The organism is Novosphingobium olei (assembly GCF_012927405.1).
Classification (GTDB): Bacteria; Pseudomonadota; Alphaproteobacteria; order Sphingomonadales; family Sphingomonadaceae; genus Novosphingobium; species Novosphingobium olei.
The window spans coordinates 192,284-208,890 of sequence record NZ_JABBGM010000005.1 but is presented as its reverse complement, the minus strand read 5'-3'; the positions used below and the strand labels follow the sequence as shown (position 1 = coordinate 208,890).

The following is a 16,607-nucleotide window of genomic DNA, read 5'->3' as shown; positions in this document are numbered from 1 at the left end:
GACCAGCTGCGCTGGTGCAGCACCATCGATGCAGTGTACACAAGGTTGGATGGCATCCGTCCCACTGCAAGATTTCGATGATAACGATCCCGTAAGCGCGCGCCCGCACGTGCCGGCGCGCCAGGTGGTGATGTCCGCCATTGCGCTGTGGCTCTGCTACTTCCTGCTGATCACGGTTCGTGGACTGGTCGTGGAGCTTGGCGAGTTCACTGAACTCCTCTGGCGTCGCGGCCTGGTCACGCTAGCCGGCATCGGCGTGACTCTTCTTGTCTGGCCGCTTTTGCGTCGGTTCGATGGCCGCAGCATCGGCTTGCGCGTTGCCGCGTCACTGGTGCTCATGCTGCCCGCGGCGCTCGCTCTGGCGATCGTGAACCAGCAGGCCTTCGCACCGGTGGAGCAGCGCATCACCGAGCGCATGGCCGCGCAGCAGGGCCCTGGCGCGCCTGATGCGGCCGCTTCTCAAGCGCCCGATGCCCCCGAGGCGGCCCCATCGGCGCCAGACCCGGCACCTGAAGCCCAGGCGAGCGCCGGGTTGCGGATCAGGCACGATTTGTCGGGCAACGTCCTGATAGATGTTCCCGACCCGGTCCCCGTTTCTCCGCGCGTGGCGCCACCTGCTCCGCCCGAGCCGCCCGCCCCCCCGGCACCGCCCGCCAACGTGCAGAATTTCCCGCTGACCGTCCGCGATCGGTCCGACGGGAGCTCGGAGATGATTGCGCCAGGCGGTGTGATCATCCGCCATAACGCAGATGGCACTGCGGTCGTGCGCGCGGGTGGCATGGTTGTTCAGGTCGATGGCGAGGACGCTGCGGAAATCGCACGCGAAATCGAAGAGGCCCGCAAGGAGGCAGCCGAGGCGCAGCGCGCTGCGAGCAATGATGCGCGGCGCGAAGCAATCGAAGCTCAACATCAGGCGCTGGAGGGAGCGCGGCGCAATCTGGCCGAAGCGGGCATTGCCTTGGCACCGCTCGAACCACCTCGCGCGGCTTCTTCCTCGTCTGCGCCTAGCGCGCCCGAAGGCAAGAAGGCGAAGGCAGTGCGGCCTGCTGCCAGCCGCAAATCGGTGACGCCGGCAAAGTTGGCAGAGACGCCAAAAGCCGATCGTTCCGATGCCAGTTCAAAGGATCGACGGACATCGGGCTCCGACGCAGCATTGCCGGCAAGTGCAACTCCATCCAGCCCCGCGACCGCTGGGCCAAATCCTTCTGCGCATGTCCAGATCATTCGCAAGGCAGTCGAGGACGAGGGGCTTTGGCGTCAGTTGACCGATGTCGCGCTCGGTCGCTATTTCCTGCTGATTGCCTGGGCGGCTCTCTACCTTGCGCTTGGCAACGGAGAAATGGCCCGCGCGGCGGAGCGTCGGGAAGGCGAATATCGCCGCGCGGCAAAGGCTGCCGAACTCCGCTCGCTGCGTTACCAGGTCAATCCGCACTTCTTGTTCAACACGCTGAATTCACTGTCGGCGCTCGTCATGGTCGGTCGGACCGAGCAGGCCGAAAAAATGATCCAGACGATTTCGAGCTTCTATCGCCACAGCTTGGCAAGCGACCCCACGTCGGACGTTCCGCTGTCGGATGAGATCGCACTGCAGCGCCACTATCTCGAAATCGAGGCCGTTCGTTTCCCGGATCGCCTGCGGACCGAGTTCGATGTCCCCGATGCGCTGCTGAATGCCTGCGTGCCGGGGATGATCTTGCAGCCACTGGTCGAAAATTCGATCAAGTATGCTGTTTCGGCCAGCACGAGGCCGGTCACGGTGCGCATCGCCGCGCGCGAAGCCGAAGGGCTTCTCGTCCTTACCGTGGCCGATGACGGACCGGGCAAGGTGTCCAAGTCAGGCAGCACCGGCATCGGCCTCGATAATGTGTGCCAGCGGTTAGCCGCACGGTTCGGCAGGCGCGCGTCGGTCGAAAGCGGCGCGCTTCCAGCCGGGGGCTACGCTACGGTATTGACGCTGCCGGTAATACGGACTGATTGCTGAAGTTTGCATGGGGGAACAGGGGCTTGCGCACGCTTATCGTCGATGATGAACCACTTGCGGTAGAGCGAATGCAGATACTCGCGTCGCGTATCCCGACACTTCAGGTCGTCGGCACTGCAAGCGACGGCGCGCAGGCCTTGCGGCTGATCGACGCGCTCTCGCCCGATCTGGTTCTGCTCGACATGACGATGCCAGAAGTCGACGGACTATCGGTCGCCCGCGCCCTGGTTGATCGCGCGCGCAGGCCTGCGGTGGTCTTCGTGACTGCCCACGATCACTTCGCCGTAGAGGCATTCGATCTCGATGCAGTCGACTACGTGCTCAAGCCGGTTGCCCAGGACCGCCTCGAGCGTGCCGTCGAACGGGTGCAACAACGCATCGACAAACGTGGTGATGTCGAACCGCGAGCCGCTGAGGTCGCGAGCAAGTGGATCGAGGAATTCTGGGTTCCGCACCGAAGCGAGCTGGTTCGCGTGGCTGCCGTTGATCTCGACAGGATCGACGCGGAACGCGACTACGTGCGCCTGCACGTGGGCGATCGATCATACCTGCTTCTGCATACGATTCAGGGCTTGGAGGATCGGCTGGATCCTGACCGCTTCATTCGTCTGCACCGATCGACCATCGTTCGCCGCGATCGGATTGTTGGCCTGCGTCATGATGGTCTGGGGGTCTGGTCTGCCGAACTGGCCGATGGCACGATGCTGCGGATCGGTCGTACTTATCTTGCTCGCGCCAAGGCAATGGCCGGCCGTTGAGCCGTAGAATTACGTAGCGATGATACACTTTCGAATAACATATCCGAACCGGAGGTAACGGCTCGGCAAGATTCCCTGTTCTACAAGGACTTCGGTCGGGCGTTGCGCGAATCCGGCTCAGGGGCTGTCGCGCCAAGGATCGGTTTGAGCATGAGCGAGAACGAGCCGCCACGGTTTGGCACCGATGCGCAGCACGGTGTCGGGGAGGGCCAAGGCCCGCTCGACCAGCGCCGCGCGCCTCGCTTCACCTTGTTGATCCGTGCGGCCAAGCTCATTGTCGAGGGAAGCGAATTCCTTTGCATCCTGCGCGACGTATCTGCGACGGGTGCCAAGGTTCGCCTGTTTACACCCCTTCCGTCATGCTCGGACCTTGCCATGGAACTGGCGAACGGCGAACGGTTCGATGCCCAACTCGTGTGGCAGTCCGACGACTACGCTGGCCTGCAGTTTCGTTCGGAAGTCGATGTCGAGCGCTTGCTCGATGAACGGCACGGCGGTTTGCCGCGCCGTCAGGTACGGTTGCGCATTGCGCTTGACGCCGTTCTTCATTCCGGTGGCGAAGCCGTTGCGGTGAACTTCATCGACATTTCGCAGCAGGGCGCTGGCATCGAATGCGGCAAATGGTTGTTGATGAACGAACTTGTCCGGCTCGATACTGGTGTCATTCCGCCCATCTACGCCAAAGTCCGCTGGCGGAGCCATCCCCGTTACGGTCTGGTGTTCGAGCAGACATTCAAGCTGGATGAGCTGGCCCGGATCTCGGCGCCCTTGCAACTGGGCCAAGCGCTTTCGGACAGCTTGCGTGGAGCCGGGCCAAGCTGAGCAGGGCTGGCAATCGACGGTCGCTTCGCTAAACGTGGAGGATGATCCAGTCCAGAACCGCTACGCTCGCTGACATCGACCGCGCACTTGATCGCGACGACATCGCGGCGGCCGCCGAGATTGCCGAAGTCCTTTTTGCAGACGGTGGAAAGGACCCTATCCTTTTCAATCTTCTCGCGTGGAAACGTGAGAACGAAGAACGGTTTGCGGAAGCCGAGGAACTCTTGCAGACAGCGCTGCAGCACGCGCCCGGTGATCCCACTATCTACGTCGCGATGGGCATCGTGCGCCGCAAGCAGGGGCACCTGCGCGAATCGGTCGATTGGTTCGAGCGAGCAATCGAGCTGGATCCACAGTATTCGACTGCCTGGTACGAACGAGGCGCCAGCTTCGAGAAGGGCGGGGCAATCGCCGATGCCGCGGCAGACTACCGCCGCGCGCTCGAGTTGGAGCCGCACAACGCGGCGGCGCACGCATCGCTTGCTGCTACGGAGGCGAGGCAAGGGCATCGGGAATCCGCGCGTACGCATGCCAGCCGTGCGCTGGAGCTGGATCCAGCGAGCATACCTGCGAGAGCGGCGCTGGCGCAGATCGCGATGGAAAGCGGCGCACCAGCCGACGTGGTCGAACTGCTGGTTCCGGTCGTATCGCAGTCCGATGCGCCAAAGGAAGCCCTGGTCAATATCCTCACGCTGCTGGGCGACGCCTACCACCGCCTGCGCTGCCACGACGATGCGTTTCAGGCTTATGCGCGGGCACAGGCGCTGTTTCGCGAAGTCCATTCCGCCCGCATGAGCGGGACCGTCGACGATCCGATCCACTTCGTCGAGCAGATCGATGCATCGGTTTCACGGCTGGACGGCCAGGCTTGGCCAACGAATATAGCGCCGCCCCTCCAACCTTGCAGTCAGCATGTGTTCCTGACCGGCTATCCGCGCTCTGGTACCACGTTGGTGGAAAACATCCTGGCCACCCTGCCGGGAGCCTTGGCGATCGAGGAGCGTCCCACACTCGTCGGGATTGACCGTCAGATCCTCGCTCATCCAGATGGTGTCGAGCGCCTTGCTGCCTTGAATGACGAGCAAATTGAAGACCTGCGGCAAGGTTACTGGAGCAAGGCGCGCGAAGCGGCCGGTGAAAACCTGGAAGATCGGTTGTTCGTCGACATGGACCCGTTCAAGGGGGCGCGCCTTCCGGCTATTGCCCGTCTGTTTCCAGCTGCAAAAGTCATCATCATGCGTCGCGACCCAAGGGACGTGGTCTGGAGCTGCTTCCACACCGGGTTTGCCTTCAACGCCGGCACCATCGCCTTCTCGTCACTGGAAAGCACCGCGCGGCATTACGATGCTACATGGCGCGTTATCGAAGCATCGCTTGAACGATTTCCGATAGACCAGTTCAACTTGCGCTATGACAGGCTGGTACAGGATTTTGACGAGACTACGCAGTCCCTTTGCGCGTGGCTTGGCGTGCGCTGGACGGAAGAGCTCCGAACCTTCGACAGAACGGCAAAGGAGCGCGGGGTCTCAACCGCCAGTGCCACGCAAGTCCGACGCGGCCTTTACGATGGCCGTGGCTCGTGGGAGCCGTACGCCGAGTACCTGAAGCAGGTCGAACCGATCCTGCGCCCGTGGATCGATCGTTTCGAATCGCTATAAGAGTGCGTTCACCCCCCGGTGACTGAACGCAGATCCTGGCGCTTTTCGATGTCCAAAGCGCTCCTTGCCGTCATGTCCTTCCATTGGGCCTGCGTCATGCAGGTCTTCTTGCGCTTGGTAAGCGAACCCATTTCCATTTCGGTCCGGCAGATGACGCGATTCGGATCAGAACGTGTGTCACTTGCGCTCGGCGCCGAGGCGGGCGCCTGCGCCTGCGCGGCGCCGGAAATGACCAAAGCTGACACGAAAAGAACGAGAGTCTTTTTCATCACGATTTCCTGAGAAAGAGGACAATTGAGCGCCTTGGCGAATAGACTACAGGTTATTCCCAAGAGCTGTGACAAATCAATACTGTAGATGACATCGCGCTCTCAAAGCGTGCCGACCCCGGCGTGCCCTAGGGCCGCCATGGTGGCAGAAACGACGCGGCGGTCATCGTCGTCGAGTTCAGGTCGCCAAAGATCGCCCAGAAGCACCACGCGCATTTCGTCGCTGTGATTCCAGGCTTCGTGCTCGATGGTGTCGTCGAACACGAAAGGCTGGCCTTCAATCCAAGGCCGTGTCTCGCTGCCCACTCTGAAGGCGCAGGCGGGCGGGACAATCAGCGGAAGGTGGAACACGACGCGGAAATTGGCCACGCCGTTGTGCGGCGGTATTGTCGTGCGGGGCGCCAGTAGCGAGAACATCAGGTTCGGGCCCACGCCGGGAACATTGGCCTGGTGCGATCCGCCCACAGCCTCCAGCGTGCGTGGGCAGGCCGGCGCATTGATCGGGTCTGCCTCACCGTAACGAAGAAGGTGCAGGGCGCGCCAGCGGTCCGATCGGTTCAAGGGAGCCCATTGGCCCTGTGGCTGTCCCGATGCGAAATCCACGTACGGCTTCATCTGGTCCGCATGCGCTTCCTGCAAGGCCAGGAATTCGGCGCGAATGTCATCAGCCGCATCACGCAAGCGCTGCAAGAGTTGCGGGTAGGCATCGTCGAAGAACTCGATGTCTGGAAGACCCGGGTAACGATAGTGCGTCGGCTCCTGGTGGAAGACCGGGCGACGATCGATCACGTTTTCCAGAAAACGCGTTGCCCGCTTGCTGGCCATGGCCGAGCATGATCGCACAACGCTCGCTTCGATCGAAGTGCGGTAATGCGCAAGAAATTGTCGCGCTGCCGCGAGTTGCTGGACAACGGGCTGCGGTAGCGTCTCTTCGACAGGCGCCTGCGCGATGGCCGCGGCATAGACTTCGGCAGCCTTGAAGGCGTCGTTGCATTCCTGGTGCAGCCGCCCCTTGAGCAGAAGAGCAAGAAACATGTTTGGCTGCGCATCGAGGGCAGCATCGACTGCACGGAGAGCATCCGTTGTCCGGCCACTGGCCCGACGCAAGCTCGCAAGCTTCATCCAGCCTTCGTAATCACCTGCATCTTCCGCAACCGCCCGTTCAAGCGCCTGCATCGCCGCCGCGATGTCGCGCACGCGCATGGCCTCGTCCGCCAAGCGGTGGTGTTCCGTCCCCATCTGCCCCCCCAGGCGAATAAGAAAAAGGGCGACGCATCTTTCGATGCGCCGCCCTGATCAGCCGATCCGGCGAGGCCTCTTAGAAGGCCAGCTGGACCGCGGCGTAGATGTAGCGACCCAGCGAGTCATACACCTGCGCATATACGCCAGAACCGTTGGTGGTGTAGTTCGAGTCCAGCACCGGCGGGGTGCGGTCGAACAGGTTCTGCGCACCGATCCGGAACGTGTAGTTCTTGCCGACCCGCGCCGAGAGCGAAAGGTCGAAGTAGCTCACGTCGGGAAGACCGCGAACCGACGGGTTCACGTCTGCCTCGGTTGCGCCACCGTTGAGAAGCGGCTGGCTGCTCAGCAGTTCGTTCTTCGTGTGCAGGAAGAAGCGCCATGCCGCCGAAACCGAAACGCCGCTTGCGGTCGTGTAGGTTACGCGGGCCGTGTGGCGCCACTTCGGCAGCGGAGTGCCGCACGAGTTTGCACCGAAGTAGCCGGCGCAATCGTACTCGCCGACGTCCGACACGCCCTGGCCTGCACGAATCTTGTACGAGTCAAGATAGGTGCCGACCAAGCTCAGAGCCACCGACGAACCGCCACCGATCTCGAAGCGAGCCGATCCGTTGACGTCGATACCGCGGGTCTTGACCGAACCGAGGTTGAGCGTCGGGTTGGCGACATAGCCGGTGCCGGTGAACAGCGAACCACCCGGAGCACGATTGATCTTGCTGCAGAAGTAGTCGAGCCCGGTGGCGATGCACTGGTCGATGATGAAGCGCGCACCGAGCGTGCTGATCTGGTCCTTGATGCGGATGTCGTAGGCATCAACCGAAAGCGAAATGTTCGACTTCGGCGTGAACACGAACCCGAGCGTGTAGGTGTCGCCCTTCTCCGGACGCAGGCCACGGTTGCCCGAGGTCTGCTGGTTGTACTGGTTGGCCGGATTGGAGTCGATCGTACCATAATCCGCAGCGGTCACGCCGGTGAGGGCGCACTGTGCTGCGGTTGCCGACGGAGCCGCGCCAGCGCAGGGATCCTGACCCGACCACAGAACGACGTTTGCTTCGTTGAACAGTTCGAGCGTGTTCGGAGCGCGAACGGCGCGGTTGTAACCGGCACGCAGACGCAGTTCCTTGACCGGAGCCCACTCCAGCTGGGCCTTGTACGCGCTCACCGAGCCGCTCAGGCTGTAGTCGGAGTAACGATAGCCGCCGGTGAAGGCCAGCGTATCGAAGCCCGGCTTGCCGGTAACCAGCGGAATCGCGATTTCGCCGTAGATTTCCTTGACCGAGAACGAACCCTTGGTGTCCTTCACGCCGAACGGCGTTCCCTGGCCGGCAAGGTCACCGGTGAGGAACTCGATATCGTGGGTCAGCTCAAGCTTTTCCTTACGATATTCAGCGCCGAGTGCGAGCTGTACCGAATCGTCTGCCCAAGGAGCCTTCACGCCCCAGGTGCCGAGGTCGATCGAGACGTTGCCGCTTGCTACGTATTCGGTGGTTTCGCCCGTCTGGAAGCCCGGAGTTTGCAGGTAGTCGACCGCAGCCTGGGTTACGCCGCCGGGGCTGAAGATGTTCCACGGCACGCAGTTGGCGTCGATCACCTGGCCCTGCGCATTCGGGATGGCAGCCGCGCAGACTGCGTTACCGGTGGTCGGGTCGGTCACGACGTTCAAAGCGCGGTTGATCTTGGCGCGCGAGAAGTCGTTTTCGTAGCGCTCGGCAAGGATTGCGCGCCAGAACTGACCGTAGACGTCGTAGGTGATGCCTTCGGTGATCTGGCCCTTGGTGCCGGCCACGATGCGGTAGTCGGTGTGACGGAGGTCGTCGACGCGGCCGCCACCTTCAACGTTACGGCGCCCGATGTAGAGCGACTGCAGCGTGTTCGTGCCGGCGTTGCCAGCGCAAAGCGCCGTCTGCTGCGACGCGCTCAGGAGCGGGTTGTTGCAGTTGACGAAGAAGTCCGTGCCGTAGAACGCGCCCGAAGGAGCGATCTGTGCGCGGGTGTGGTCGTCCATGAACATGACTTCAAGGTACGGATCGAACGAGTCGTTGATCTGGTAGTGCGCGAAGGCACCCAAGGTGTAGCGCTCGTCCGGACGCTGGAAGTAGTTGTAGGGGTTGAAGTTGAAGCCGTCACGAGCGCTGCTGAAGGTGCGGAACGTACCCGGGGCGTTCGGATTGACGGTGTAGCTGGTGCCGGTCGGACGGTAGACGGGGGTCGAGCCCAGCGCACTGTTCGTGGTGCGACGGAAACGGCCGTTGGCCGACGTCGACGAGCCACCGCAGGTGTAGTAGTTCGAGCCGCTGCTGTTGCCGGCCGAGTAGCCGCAGTAGCTGTAGTCGCGGTCGCCCTGGGTAACGGCGTTCACGCGGCGCCAGCCAGCATAGGCAGTAACGTGGCCACGACCATCATCGAAGCCTGCACCGACCGTCAGGTTGACGGTCTTGGCCGCGCCATCGGTGGTCATGCCGCGCGGCGGCTGATAATTGCGGGCGGCAAGCGCGTCGAGGTACTCGGACTTGTTGTAGTCGTTGTTGTGATTGTAGAACGAATACTGACCGTCCAGCTGAACGCCTTCGAAGTCCTTGTTCAGAACAAAGTTCACAACGCCGGCAAGTGCGTCCGAACCATAGGTGGCCGAAGCGCCGCCGGTCAGGATGTCCACGCGCTGGATCAGGGCGGCCGGGATGAAGTTAAGGTCGGCAGCGATGACGGTCGGGTCACCAGGGCCCAGGCGACGGCCGTTGACCAGCACGAGCGTGCGAGTGACGCCGAGGTTGCGAAGGTCGACGGTCGCGATACCCGAGGCGCCGTTGGCGTCGCTCGAGCCTTCCGACGCGAATACCTGCGGCAGCGAGTTCAGCAGGTCTTCAACGCGGGTCGTGCCCTGGTTCTTGACTTCGGTCGCGCCGACGACGGTGACCGGGCTGATCGCGGTAAGGTTCGGGTTCGCGATGCGCGAACCGGTAACGATGATCTGCTGCTGCGGTGCTGCGTCGTCCGACGACTGCGGCGTGGTGGCTTCCTGCGCGAACGCAGACTGCGCCACCATGGCAAGGCCGAGTGCTGCGGGCGCAACACTAGCCTTGAGCTTCGAGAAATTCTTCATGATTGTTCCAGCCCCTATGAGGATGGCCGTCGTTGCCGGCGACCATGTCTAGGCCCGGAAGCATGACGTCGTGCCCACGTGCGTGCGCCCCGCGATCCTGCCCCCGGATGGTGGGTTCGTGGCAGAGGGGCGTGCCTTTAGTAAAGATTGGCGAAGGGAAAGGCGCGCTATTCCGTTCCGATTGTAACCATAATGCCACACCGCGCCCTCTGGCATGTCTTGCGCGTTAGTGCGGCATGCTGCAACCTCGCCTTGGTGATGATTGGATGAGGGCTCCGGTATGAGGCGAACCGCGCATTTGGCTGCAGCTGCGGTGGCGGCAATTATCGGGATTGGGCCGCTATCGGCAGCGGCCAAGGATGACAGCCCGCCTCCCAAGGTCTTCGTCGACCTGCTCGCCTGCCGGTCGACGCAGGACACGCAGGCTCGCCTTGCGTGCTATGACCAGGCTGCGGCGGCTCTGGAAGCTGCTGAAAGGAAGCAGGACATCGTCATCGCCGATCGCAAGGACGTGCGCGAATTGCGGCGCGGACTGTTCGGGTATGCGGTGCCCGCGGGGAAGCTGACCGGCCTGGGCAAGGGACAGGACGGCGAAGAGCTGAACCGCGTGGAAACCAAGGTGACGGCCGTGACCAGCAACCGCGCTGGCCGCCTTCGTCTTATTTTCGCCGACGTGGGCACCTGGGACCAGACGGACATCAATGATTTCGCCATTTCGCCCAAGGTCGGCCAGGCAGCATGGCTGGAAAAGGGGGCGCTCGGCAGCTACTTCGTCAGCGTCAACAAGCAGCCGCCGATCAAGATGCGGCGCGTGGAGTAATCTTAAGCGCCAAGCATGCGCTTGGTGGCGATCGCCGCAGTCGCGTAGGCTTCCTGGTGTTCGGCGCTCCAGTAGCGCAGCATGTCGAGCGGGATCTGTGCTCCGCTGACTGCGCATAGGACGTGGTCGCCGGCGGAAAGCTGGCGAAACGTTCCGGGGAGATAGTAGAGACGCGCAAGACGTCCGGCAGGTGGCATCAACATAAGTGATCCTTAGGTCGGGAGCGACCTTAAAGCAATTTGGGTTGCACGTCGGCCGGCTTGGGTTTTGCCTTGAGCGGGCGGGATGCGCCTGGTCCACCGACCGCAACGTCGATCGATCCGTCGGCGAATTTGAGCGTCAATGTCGTGCGCTCGGCCGCCGACGCTCGATCCTTGACCACCGCGCCATTGCTGTCCGTAACCAAGACGTAGCCTCTCTGTAGCGGCGCTTCGGGGTCGAGCGAACGACGCAGCCGATCAAGCGCATCCACGCGCGTGCGCGAATTCCCGATACGCTGCAGGATGGCCTCTGGCCGCAGACGGAGGGCCGAAAGCCGGTCACCCCCCCGCGCGATGCGGGAGGAGAGCAGAGCAGGTCGCAGCGCGCCTGCGGTGCGGCCCAGCGTCCCTCGTGCGATCTCGGTACGATGAAGAAGCCCACGGCGAAGCCGCTCGGCAAGGTCGTCGAGGCGCTGTGCCTGGCCGTCGAGCAAGGCAAGCGGATGCGGAAGTCGCTCGCTTCGCACGGCAAGCCGCTCGCGGGCGAGGTTGAGAAGGCGGATCGTGCCGCGCTGCTTGCGTGAATGAAGGTCGCTCAGCGTAGCCGACAGTTCGACCCGCACGGGTACCGCGATTTCCGCCGCGGCGGTCGGGGTGGGAGCCCGCAGGTCCGCTGCAAAATCGGCCAGGGTAGTATCGGTCTCGTGCCCGACGGCACTTATCAGAGGAATCGTGCAGTCGGCGATCGCGCGCACCACTTCCTCCTCGTTGAAGCCCCAGAGGTCTTCGATCGAACCACCACCGCGTGCCACGATGACCAGATCGGGCCTAGGCACCGGGCCGCCCGGCTGAGCAGCCGAGAAGCCCCGGATTGCGGCTGCTACCTGCTGGGCCGACCCTTGGCCTTGAACCAGCACTGGCCACACGACCACATGGCTGGGAAACCGGTCCCGCAATCGGTGCAGAATGTCGCGGATCACGGCGCCGGTAGGCGAAGTCACGACGCCGATCGTGCGGGGCAGGAAGGGAATCGCGCGCTTGCGCTCGGGCGCAAAGAGGCCCTCTGCCTCAAGGCGGGCCTTTGTCTTGGCCAGAAGTGCAAGGAGCGCACCTTCTCCGGCGATCTCCATCCGATCGATGACGATCTGGTAGTTCGATCTTCCGGGATACGTCGTGAGCTTGCCCGTTGCCACGACTTCCACGCCATCTTCTGCGCGAAACGAGAGGCGCTGTGCGCTCCCACGCCACATCACGCCGTCGAGCCGTGCGTTTTCGTCCTTGAGGCAGAGATAGAGGTGTCCAGAAGCTGCGCGTTTCACGCCGGACAGTTCGCCCCGTACGCGGACGAGGCCGAAGCGATCCTCTACCGTCCGCTTCAGCAGGGCTGAAATCTCGGAGATGGAAAGGGCAGGGGCGTTGTCCCTGTCGCGTTCGGTCGCTAGGAGCCCGCCATCCGGAAGGTCGTCGTCGGGCGAAGAAGGGAATACCATGAATATCCTGCTGATCGGGTCTGGCGGTCGCGAACATGCCCTTGCATGGAAATTGGCCCAATCGCCAATGCTCGACAAGCTTTATGCGGCTCCCGGCAACCCCGGCGTTGCCGAGCACGCTGAAATCGTCGCGCTCGACCTTACCGATCACGCCGCCGTGTCCACCTTCTGCGAGGCACATCGCATCGGATTGGTGGTCATCGGGCCCGAGGCGCCATTGGTCGATGGCCTGTCGGATTCACTGCGGGCAGCCGGATTCTCGGTCTTCGGCCCCAGTCGTCTCGCGGCGCAGCTTGAAGGATCCAAGGGCTTCACCAAGGACCTTTGCATGCGAGCGAACATTCCCACCGCCGGCTATGTCCGCGCGAGCTCTGCCGAAGAGGCCCACGCCGCAGTGTCGCGCTTTGGTGCCCCGGTCGTCGTCAAGGCCGATGGCCTCGCCGCCGGGAAGGGCGTGGTCGTTGCGATGACCCTCGAGGAGGCTCAGGCCGCGGTCGATGACATGTTCGACGGAGCATTCGGCAATGCCGGCGCAGAAGTGGTCGTGGAAGAATTCCTGACTGGCGAGGAGGCCAGTTTCTTCGCGCTCACCGATGGTGCCACGATTGTCCCGCTCGCGTCGGCGCAGGATCACAAGCGGGTCGGTGATGGGGACGTCGGCCCGAATACCGGAGGGATGGGCGCATACAGTCCGGCGCGGGTCCTGACCCCTGAACTGGAGGCGCAGACAATTGCCCGGATTGTCGGCCCCACGGTCAAGGCAATGGCCGACGAAGGCATGCCCTACTCGGGCGTGCTATATGCCGGCCTGATGCTGACCGAGGATGGGCCGAAGCTGATCGAGTACAACGCGCGCTTCGGCGATCCCGAGTGCCAGGTCCTGATGATGCGCCTCGAAAGCGATCTTGTCGAACTGCTGCTGGCCTGCGCTGACAGCAAACTTTCGTCGATCGAGTCACCGCGCTTCTCGGCAGACCCGGCGCTTACGGTGGTGATGGCGGCGCAGGGATATCCTGGCGTTCCCAAGAAGGGCGGGCGAATCGATGGCATTCGCGCAGCGGAAACAAGTGGGGCAAAGGTGTTCCATGCCGGGACAGAACTCGGTATCGACGGGGTGCTGACGGCGGGCGGCGGGCGTGTCTTGAATGTAACCGCCCGCGGGACCACCGTTCGTGCAGCACGCGACGCAGCCTATCGGGCCGTCGATGCGATCGACTTCCCCGAAGGCTTCTGCCGGCGCGACATCGGCTGGCGCGAGGTCGAGCGAGAGGGCTGAGAGCGTCTCGCCGACGCTCGGTCAGACCATGATGTTGACGTTGCCCGATGTGATGTCCGTCGGCTGGCGCGGGACGGTGACGCTCGGGTCGTAGCGGCTCGGCGGATCCTGCGTCGTGATGCAGGTCGCCTTCTGCACGGGAGGGGACACCGGTGTCGAATCGTAGCTCGTCCGGCTCGCGGGGGTGCCGGAAAGGACCGGCGAAATCGGGGAAACACCTGCGCTCATGGTCTGTCTCTTCAACGCGCGCACCTATTGCGCGCGAACGAGAGGACGGCCGCGCCGGGCACAGATTAAGCCCGGCGCAGAAAAAATGATCAGCCGAGAATTTCGGCGGTCAGCTTCGCGAGATCGGCCTCTGGGCGCGCGCCATAGTGCGAGATGACTTCGGCTGCACATACCGCGCCGAGGCGGAGGCAGTCCGCCAGCGGAAGTTCGCGAACGTGGCCGAACAGGAAGCCCGCAGCGAATTGGTCGCCGGCACCCGTCGTATCCACGACGGTGTCGACATGCTCTGCGGGAACGTGCGCATGGACGCCCGCGGAGATGGCGTGTGCTCCATTTTCACTGCGCGTCACGACGAGGGTCGGAACATTTTTGGCAACGGCGGCCATGGCGTCATCGAACGATTCGATACCGGTCAGCGACGCTAGCTCATGCTCGTTGGCAAAAAGTATGTCGATTTGGCCGGCTGCGATCAGGGCGCGGAAATCATCGCCATGGCGTGAAATCACAAAGGAATCGGAGAGCGTGAAGGCCACCTTGCGGCCCGCCGAACGCGCAGCGGCAATCGCCTTGCGCATTGCGCGGCGGGGCTCTTCCGGGTCCCACAGATAGCCTTCGAGATAAAGTATGCTGGCAGAGGCAATCGCACTTTCGTTCAGCGCTTCCGCGGGCAAAAACTGCGATGCGCCGAGGAACGTATTCATCGTGCGCTGGCCATCGGGCGTTACGAAGATCAGACACTGTGCGGTCGGCGGTTCCGCTTCGCGGGCTGGCGTGTCGAACGCGATGCCTCCGGCCCGGATGTCATGGGCGAACACGCGCCCGAACTGATCGTCCGCAACTTGGCCAACGAATGCGCATCGTGCCCCCAGGGCCGCGAGACCGGCAAGCGTATTTGCCGCCGATCCTCCGGAGATTTCGCGGGCAGGTCCCATCGCATCGTAAAGTTCGCGGGCTCTTGCGTCGTCGACGAGCGTCATCCCGCCCTTGGCAAGACCAAGGCGTGCGATCTCGGAGTCTTCAGCGGGGGCCATGACGTCGACGATGGCATTGCCGATAGCGATGACGTCAAGGGTGGCAGCGGTCATGAATACTCCGTTTCAAGGTCTTGTCGCGCTCCGGTAGACGCCGCGCGGTCGCGTCGCAAGGCGGAGCCACTCCAGCCCACACCGAGTTGACAGTGACCGTCCGAGCACTTCATGCCTCCAGCATGTCCTATCGAACGATCAGCATCGCCGCCGCCGTTTTTGCGCTTTCGGCCTGTGGAGGCGCGACCGGGTCATCCACCAGCGGCACGGGCAAGTCTGCCACGATCCGCAGCGCGGGTTTTTCCCCCACGCGGCCTGTGTTGAAGACTCCGCCCCGACCGTCTGCCACGGTGCTTGCGCTGCCCGGTCTTGAAGGGGTCATCGGTGCAGACGCGGAGCAGTTGGCTAGGGACTTTGGGCCACCCCGGCTGGACGTCCGGGAAGAGGATGCTCGCAAGCTGCAATGGTCAGGCAGTGCCTGCATTCTGGACGCCTATCTTTACCCTGCCGTCCCTGGCGGCCGGGCGACCGCGACGTACGTGGATGCGCGACGCGGCGATGGCCGCGATGTCGACCGGGCGGCCTGCATCGCGGCGCTGCGGAAACGCTGAGGTTAGCCGACCGACCACCATTTGCGGCGCGGCCGGTCGACAACACCATCACCATCGATGTCGGTTGCGGTGACATAAGTGGTGTCGGTGACCGGCACCGTCTGGCCGTTGGCGAGAGCTGACGCATGGCCTTCCGCACGGGCCGCGCGCAATTCCGCTTCCCGAGTGCGCTGCTCCGCCTCACGGGTCGCGATCTCGCCCTTTCGTGCCAGCCGCATCGAATCGTAGCTCCAGCGCATCTGGCTGTGTGCGAACAGGCACAGGAAGCCGCCGGCGATCGACAGGTTCTTCAGCGCCATCGTCGCCTGCATCGTGTCCGCCAGATTGCGGTGGAAGAGCAGCGTCGCCAGCAAGCAGAAACCTGCGAAGAGAATCGCGAACAGCCGGGTCATGAAACCCAATGCTATGGCGAGGCCGCCGAGCAGTTCGAACAAGGCGACAGGCAACGCAAGGCCCGAAGGAAGGCCGGCGGCGGTGATCATGGCGTTGGTGCCGGACAGGTCGAAAAGCTTACCAACCCCGGATACGATAAACAGGATGGCCAGCAGGACGCGGCCAGCAAGTGCTGCAACTGTGTTCATGGCGGTCTTCTCCCGCAGGCCTGACGCGGGATCGCGCAAGGCGCTCTGTTGCGGGGTCAATCGCCCGGCGCGGCGCAAGTTCCTTGCAGGTATCCAGCTGGCTGGGTCCATGGCGCAAAAGCGGGCATCCCGAGCTCGGCAGAGTCTGCGAGCGTGTACCGGTCCAGCACGGTCAGAAAAGCTTCGAGGGCCTCTGCCAGCATGCCCGACAGCCGGCAATCATTACGCAACGCACAGCGTGCGCAATCCGCTAGCCTGAGCCCGCGCTCGAGCGTTCTGACCACGGCCCCGATCCTGATCGCGGCCGGGTCCGCCGCCAGAGCGATACCGCCGTTTCGCCCACGCTGACTTGTGACGATGCCTTCGCGCACCAGCGTCTGCGCCACCTTGGCCACGTGATTGTACGACAGACCCTGGGTGTCGGCGAAGCGAGGCAGGGACAGCGATCCGCCCTCCCGTGCGAGCAGGATGAGCATGTGGAGTCCGAAGTCGGTGTGCTGGGTTAGCTGCATCTGTCCTTCCAGCGGAATGCCTGCATGGGTACTGAAG

At 63.2% G+C, this 16,607-nt stretch carries 15 protein-coding genes; 6 read left to right on the top strand and 9 right to left on the bottom strand.

Translation table 11 applies throughout. From position 1 onward, the window contains the following. Window positions 1-49: 49 nt before the first annotated feature. The 4 genes from HHL27_RS22925 (at window position 50) to HHL27_RS12940 (ending at window position 5,219) form a co-directional block, all read left to right on the top strand. On the top strand, window positions 50-1,981 hold the full coding sequence (locus HHL27_RS22925; RefSeq protein ID WP_420874061.1) for a sensor histidine kinase: 1,932 nt from the start codon (window positions 50-52) through the stop codon (window positions 1,979-1,981). 68 nt (window positions 1,982-2,049) lie between these two features. Further along, a complete protein-coding gene (locus HHL27_RS12950) occupies window positions 2,050-2,739 on the top strand; it encodes a LytR/AlgR family response regulator transcription factor (protein WP_240959800.1) in 690 nt (229 codons plus the stop codon). Window positions 2,740-2,841: 102 nt separating this feature from the next. Continuing rightward, entirely contained in the window at window positions 2,842-3,561 is a 720-nt protein-coding gene (locus tag HHL27_RS12945; RefSeq protein WP_240959747.1) for a PilZ domain-containing protein, read from the top strand. A gap of 41 nt (window positions 3,562-3,602) precedes the next feature. Further along, entirely contained in the window at window positions 3,603-5,219 is a 1,617-nt protein-coding gene (locus tag HHL27_RS12940; RefSeq protein WP_169493843.1) for a tetratricopeptide repeat-containing sulfotransferase family protein, read from the top strand. An 8-nt stretch (window positions 5,220-5,227) separates the two neighbouring features. On the opposite strand, the gene HHL27_RS12935 is transcribed toward HHL27_RS12940, so the two are convergent. The 3 genes from HHL27_RS12935 to HHL27_RS12925 all read right to left on the bottom strand — a co-directional run bounded on the left by HHL27_RS12935 (window position 5,228) and on the right by HHL27_RS12925 (window position 9,827). Beyond that, window positions 5,228-5,488 (bottom strand): hypothetical protein, encoded by a 261-nt coding sequence (locus HHL27_RS12935; RefSeq protein ID WP_169493842.1) that lies wholly within the window; start codon window positions 5,486-5,488, stop codon window positions 5,228-5,230. Between the two features lie 102 nt (window positions 5,489-5,590). Then, window positions 5,591-6,706, bottom strand: coding sequence for an aspartyl/asparaginyl beta-hydroxylase domain-containing protein (locus HHL27_RS12930; RefSeq protein WP_169493841.1), 1,116 nt, complete (start codon window positions 6,704-6,706; stop codon window positions 5,591-5,593). 100 nt (window positions 6,707-6,806) lie between these two features. After that, a complete protein-coding gene (locus HHL27_RS12925; RefSeq protein WP_169493840.1) occupies window positions 6,807-9,827 on the bottom strand; it encodes a TonB-dependent receptor domain-containing protein in 3,021 nt (1,006 codons plus the stop codon). A 298-nt stretch (window positions 9,828-10,125) separates the two neighbouring features. On the opposite strand from HHL27_RS12925, the gene HHL27_RS12920 reads away from it, so the two are divergent. Further along, complete coding sequence (locus tag HHL27_RS12920; RefSeq protein ID WP_169493839.1) at window positions 10,126-10,647, top strand: hypothetical protein; 522 nt, start codon at window positions 10,126-10,128, stop codon at window positions 10,645-10,647. Window positions 10,648-10,649: 2 nt separating this feature from the next. On the opposite strand, the gene HHL27_RS12915 is transcribed toward HHL27_RS12920, so the two are convergent. Together HHL27_RS12915 and xseA are read right to left on the bottom strand one after the other, a co-directional pair. Continuing rightward, complete coding sequence (locus HHL27_RS12915; protein WP_169493838.1) at window positions 10,650-10,850, bottom strand: DUF2093 domain-containing protein; 201 nt, start codon at window positions 10,848-10,850, stop codon at window positions 10,650-10,652. Between the two features lie 26 nt (window positions 10,851-10,876). After that, window positions 10,877-12,337 carry an exodeoxyribonuclease VII large subunit gene (gene xseA, locus HHL27_RS12910; protein WP_169493837.1) on the bottom strand — a complete coding sequence of 487 codons (1,461 nt, stop codon included), beginning with the start codon at window positions 12,335-12,337 and terminating at the stop codon, window positions 10,877-10,879. On the opposite strand from xseA, the gene purD reads away from it, so the two are divergent. Then, complete coding sequence (gene purD, locus HHL27_RS12905) at window positions 12,336-13,613, top strand: phosphoribosylamine--glycine ligase (RefSeq protein WP_169493836.1); 1,278 nt, start codon at window positions 12,336-12,338, stop codon at window positions 13,611-13,613. The two genes, xseA and purD, sit on opposite strands and share 2 nt — an antisense overlap. Window positions 13,614-13,634: 21 nt before the next feature. Here the strand turns inward: purD and HHL27_RS12900 are convergent, their stop codons facing one another. The 4 genes from HHL27_RS12900 to HHL27_RS12880 all read right to left on the bottom strand — a co-directional run bounded on the left by HHL27_RS12900 (window position 13,635) and on the right by HHL27_RS12880 (window position 16,570). Beyond that, window positions 13,635-13,841: a hypothetical protein gene (locus HHL27_RS12900; RefSeq protein ID WP_169493835.1), complete on the bottom strand. Its 207-nt coding sequence runs from the start codon at window positions 13,839-13,841 to the stop codon at window positions 13,635-13,637. Window positions 13,842-13,930: 89 nt separating this feature from the next. Further along, entirely contained in the window at window positions 13,931-14,926 is a 996-nt protein-coding gene (locus HHL27_RS12895; RefSeq protein WP_169493834.1) for an adenosine kinase, read from the bottom strand. Between the two features lie 553 nt (window positions 14,927-15,479). Further along, a complete protein-coding gene (locus HHL27_RS12885) occupies window positions 15,480-16,097 on the bottom strand; it encodes a DoxX family protein (protein WP_240959746.1) in 618 nt (205 codons plus the stop codon). 17 nt (window positions 16,098-16,114) lie between these two features. Then, window positions 16,115-16,570: an RrF2 family transcriptional regulator gene (locus tag HHL27_RS12880; protein ID WP_169493833.1), complete on the bottom strand. Its 456-nt coding sequence runs from the start codon at window positions 16,568-16,570 to the stop codon at window positions 16,115-16,117. Window positions 16,571-16,607 lie beyond the last annotated feature (37 nt).